We start from the raw sequence: 4,713 nt of genomic DNA on the forward strand, positions 1-4,713 counted from the left end.
CTTCAGCCTTGGAGCGCGCCAAGGCTGAAGCCTTGGACTCCAGGCAGAGGCGGCGTGGTCGGCGAGTGCGCCGCAACCTAATGGCAGCGCCGTGGACGAGCGGGAGCGAAGTCCAGGAACCATTCCTCCCCGAGACTGCCTCATGAGGCCCGCGCCGACCACGACCTGCATGGTCGCTTCGGCTTCACGGCGCGCACGCTCTCAGGCCGCGGCGCGCCAACGCTGGCCACTCGCCGGGCGTCCCGCCTCCACGCCCTGACCGATCGCCTCGTTGGCGGCCGGGGGCCAAGCCGCAGACCGGCCCAGACCCTCCCGCCAGGTCGCGATCCAGGGCTCCACCCAGACCCCCGGGTCCAGATACCAAGGCAGCCCCAGGGGCAGTGCCCGCACCACCGGGTGCGCGGCCGGTCGCAGCGGCACGGCCGCGGGGACCGCGGGGCGGGACTCGGGCAGACGGCAATCGTACTCCAGGGTCCCGTCGCCCACCCAGTGGGGATCGCCGCCGAGTTGCCGCGCCAGCCGGCGCATGCCGGCGTTCTCCGCCAACACCTCGAACCAGAAGCGGCGGATGCCCTGACGCCGGGCCGCCGCAATCAGGTGGGAGAGGAGCGCCGCACCCACCCCCTGGCCCTGGATCAGGTCCACCGTGGCGATCGAGAACTCGGCCACCTCACTCCCGGAGGCCAGACGGATGCAACGGGCGAAGCCCAGGGGCTCCAACTCCCGCCCGGCCGCATCGATCCGCACCGCGGCGAAGGCAATGTGATCACGCCCGTCCACGGCGCAGAAGCGGTCCAGGTCATCCGGGGCCAAGGCCCGTCGGTCGTTGAAGAAGCGCAGGCGCCGGGACTGCGGCGAGAGTGACTCGAAGCAGCGGATCAGCAGTCCGCGATCATCCGGACCGGAGGGCCGGATCCGGTAGGCCGAGCCGTCGGCCAGGCGCCGCTCGAAAGAGAGTCGACGAAACATAGAAAACCTCCTGCCATGACGGCAGGTCCCGGCGGCAGGCCGCAAGGCGGCCCGAGGGCGCCGGGACGAGTGAGCAATGCCAGGAGGATGGGCGCGCCAGGCGTTGCCGTCAAGCAACAATGTGCTTTTTTCGCCTCAAACCTACGAATATTTAATATTCATCGCGATACAGTACACACGAGATCTGCTGAGCGGGGCAGCCTGATCGACTGTTTCTTTTTTGTTGCACAATCAGAGGCTAGACCACGCCGCCGCACCCGCGGCCAGGCCCGCCGCTGCCCAGTTGAGGGCGAGCTATCAAAGGCTATACACCTAAGCTGCGCCCGACCAAGCCCCGCTCGGATCAGCGCGACTCCGAGCCGCAAGAGAAGAACCGGGGACAGAGCAAGAAGAGCCGAAAAGAACCGGAAAAGAACCGGGCACAGACCCTGAGGTATCCCCACGAATCTGGACGAGACATCAGGGGAAGAACCGGCGACAGACCACGGTTTACCGCTCGTGGGAAAAGTGCACGCCGGTGGCGCATTGCCCGGGATACTGACCGAGCCGGCGGATGCGTCGTGCGCACCATGGCGCCGCCCGGGCCCCTGACCACGGCACGCGGGCGCGGCCTCTCAAGGTGCACGCGGCGCACCCTACGCCCAATGGGGCGCACAATTGCGGCTGGTGGTACTCAGGGCCTCGATCATCGCTCCGGCACTGGGGGCGCCGCACCCCAGTATGGCGCGGGGCCTTGATCGTCGTTCCGACCGGCGGCGGCCTTCTGGAGTCCAAGGCTTCCGCCTTGGTCCTGTGCATCCAAGGCTGAAGCCTTGAACTCCGACCCGGGGCGGCCGGAACGATGATCAAGGCCCGCGCAGCCTATCCGCAGCACGCCACGCCGCGGTCGCACGCGAGGCCGCGCCGCACTGGGGTGCGGCGCTCCCAGGGGGCGGTGCGCATGCCGTTCACCGGCGCTGCCTGGCCGGGATCTCGATCAAGGCCGGACCAGGTGTACCGCAATGCCGTCGAGTCAAGTACGCGGCTACCCGGTATGGACTTCTCGTTCCCACGCTCCGCGTGGGAATGCCGCGCGGGCGCTCCGCGTCATCAACCGGAATCCGGATCAACCAGTGAGGATATGACCGATGGGCAGTCTACGTCAGGGCGTCTCAATTGAGCTCTTCAATGAACGGGGAGCCGAGTATCTGCCCGGCTACCTGGGCATCGAGATGCTTGAGTTGAAGTTGAACTCTCTGAGCAGCCGGATGCCGGTCAGGCAACTGCATTTCGCACCCAACCACTTTCTGCACGCGGCCAGTATCGTCGCCTTGGCGGATACGACCTGCGGGTACGCGGCCTACGCGCATCTGCCCGCGGGGGCGGATTCCTTTACCACCATTGAACTCAAGAGCAATCACCTGGGCACCGTGAAGGAAGGCAGCATTGCCTGCCTCGCCACGGCGCAGCACTTGGGACGCACGACCCAGGTCTGGGATGCGATGGTCACCGATGAGGCCGACGGGCGCAAGATCGCCCTGTTTCGCTGTACTCAGATGATTCTGTGGCCCAAGACCTGAAAGAACAAGTTAACCACCATGCTCGTTGTCGTTGTCGTTGTCGTAATCGAAATCGAAGAAGCGACGTACTTTCCGGTGCGCGAGAATCCGCGGCACGACGATAACCTCGATTACGACAACGATTACGACAACGACAACGAAAATGGCGCGAGAGGCAGTCCCCAATGGAATTGTTTGATTTATCAGCGAACCGTTCCTGAGCCCCGCCGCCATACCCATCAGCCCCAGGCGACGAAGCGCGGCGTCGTGCGGGCCGTCGACAGCAGGATCGCAGCCCGCTTGCCGTCGGTGAAGTACGGATCGCCCGTCAGGTTGTGCCGGGGTGCGGCGGCGGCGCAGGCGCCCGCGCCGTCGACATAGCCGGCCGCGACCACCCGTTCGGCCTGGATCAGGTCTTCGATCAGGTAGTCGCGTGACTCATCGACATCGGGATCGATTCGATGGGTCGTGAGGTTCCAGGCCCGGCTGGTCAGGCGCACCCCGATGTCGCGGCTGACCTGCCCGACCCAGACACCCCGCCCATGAAGGCGCAGGGGCGTCAGCCACAGGCGCAGATGCAGCCGCTCGTTGATCGAGCGGCGGCTGCGCTGCAACGCCACGTCCTGGCTGCGGCCGAAGAGGTACAGCGGGCTGACCGGCGAGTAGCGGTACTGGGCGCCGAGCAGGAAGGCGCGGGCGGTCTTCGCGCAGGTGGCCAGCGTCAGTGTCTCACTCTCATCCCAGCGCGCCGCGAGCGCACTGAGCAGGGTCTCGAACTCGCCGATCACCACCAGGTTCAGGGGGTCCCCGGTGCGCGTCTGTCGCCGGTTCGTGGTGGTGGGCGGCAGGGCCGCCAGCCGTTCCAGCAAGGTCGGCACATCGCAATCGATGAGCGCATCCGGCGGATTGAGATCGGCGAAGTCGCGGCGCAGATAGTCGGCGTCAATGCCGGGCACCGCCAACGCGAAGGTGAAACTGACCGCCGCGGCGGCCGGCGCCGGTGGGGCGGCAGGAGTGGGCGCCGCATCGCGGACCGCGAGCCCCCGCACCGCGCAGGCGAGCGACTCGCCCGTCTCATGCAGGCAGACGTGGACGATCTTGGTGCCTGAATCGAGCGGCGTGAACACGAAGCCCTCCGCCGCCGCCCCGGGCGGGATCGGCCGCAGGTGGAAGGCCTGCGCGCCAAAGCACTCGTCCATCCGACGGTTGGCCCGCCGCGCCGTGATCAGTCTGGTGGGCAGGAGCACCAACAGCGGCAGGAAGAGCCAGCCGGCGACCCCGAACGCGGACAACTGCCTGACGATCGAAAAGTGATTGAGACCGGCCGCCTCCAGCGGTGTGAAATAGTTGGGACTGATACTGGACAGTTGCAGGCGCAACGGCACTGTGCCGCGATTCTCGACCCGCAGATACACCGGCTGAATGCCCCGTCGCGCCAGCGGCACGCCAAACACCTGCGCGCTGTCGGCCGCATCCAGGACCGCCACGGTCACCTGCGCCGAGCGGTCCGCCTGCACCTGGGCCCGCGACAGAAAGCCGCGCAGCAGCGGCAGCGGCCGATACCGCGTCGTGAACAGGCGGTGCAGCAGGGCGAGGGTCCGTGACATCACCGGCAGCTCAGGGTCGTCATGGGCGTGGGTTCGCGGTCAGGCATTGGGCGATTCTGGCCAGACGGCCGCGCCGATGCAAGCCGAATGACCGCGGTGCGGCGCTCGCCGGTGGTGTTTCCGGTCATCCGCACCGTACCCCGCACCGCGGCGGTGGCAACGGCGGCGTTACGCGGCCTGTTTGCCGGTCCCACGCCGGATGAGCGCCAGGCCGGGTACTCTTCGCTTTTTTCGTCCGCCACCGCCGGTCTGCTCAAGCGGGTTCGCATTGCCTCCGGCACGGCCTACGTGGACCTGCATGATCCGCGTGACCTGCTGTCCGGGGCGACCTCGAGTTGCGGAGCCGCGCAGTTGCGCACCCAACTGGACCGCACCTTGCGCCAGTTCCCGAGCGTCGAGCGGGTGCGGTATGCGATCGACGGCGACCCCCGCGCCTTTCACGAGTGGTTGAACGAGCCCTGCGCTGCGGCCAACGACCACTGTGACCCGCGGCCCTTTCACCCGCACCGCTGATCGTACCCTACAGCGACCGGACGTTCCCACGGACCGGGCGTCGTTGTCGTTGTCGTTGTCGTAATCGTGGTCGGATTGTTCGATTA

5 protein-coding genes are annotated in these 4,713 nt (G+C 67.2%); 2 read left to right on the forward strand and 3 right to left on the reverse strand.

Going from position 1 to position 4,713, the window contains the following annotated elements:
* Window positions 1–201: 201 nt before the first annotated feature.
* Window positions 202–969 carry a GNAT family N-acetyltransferase gene (locus tag QZY48_RS05145; RefSeq protein WP_295428608.1) on the reverse strand — a complete coding sequence of 256 codons (768 nt, stop codon included), beginning with the start codon at window positions 967–969 and terminating at the stop codon, window positions 202–204.
* 1,127 nt (window positions 970–2,096) lie between these two features.
* On the opposite strand from QZY48_RS05145, the gene QZY48_RS05150 reads away from it, so the two are divergent.
* Entirely contained in the window at window positions 2,097–2,528 is a 432-nt protein-coding gene (locus QZY48_RS05150; protein WP_295428610.1) for a PaaI family thioesterase, read from the forward strand.
* A gap of 9 nt (window positions 2,529–2,537) precedes the next feature.
* Here the strand turns inward: QZY48_RS05150 and QZY48_RS05155 are convergent, their stop codons facing one another.
* Window positions 2,538–2,693 (reverse strand): hypothetical protein, encoded by a 156-nt coding sequence (locus QZY48_RS05155; RefSeq protein WP_295428612.1) that lies wholly within the window; start codon window positions 2,691–2,693, stop codon window positions 2,538–2,540.
* Window positions 2,694–2,746: 53 nt separating this feature from the next.
* Entirely contained in the window at window positions 2,747–4,114 is a 1,368-nt protein-coding gene (locus QZY48_RS05160) for an LssY C-terminal domain-containing protein (RefSeq protein WP_295428614.1), read from the reverse strand.
* Between the two features lie 87 nt (window positions 4,115–4,201).
* Between QZY48_RS05160 and QZY48_RS05165 the strand changes: the two genes are divergently transcribed.
* Window positions 4,202–4,627 carry a GerMN domain-containing protein gene (locus QZY48_RS05165; protein WP_295428617.1) on the forward strand — a complete coding sequence of 142 codons (426 nt, stop codon included), beginning with the start codon at window positions 4,202–4,204 and terminating at the stop codon, window positions 4,625–4,627.
* Window positions 4,628–4,713 lie beyond the last annotated feature (86 nt).

Origin of the sequence: uncultured Thiodictyon sp., assembly GCF_903828115.1 — a bacterium.
Lineage (GTDB): Bacteria > Pseudomonadota > Gammaproteobacteria > Chromatiales > Chromatiaceae > Thiodictyon.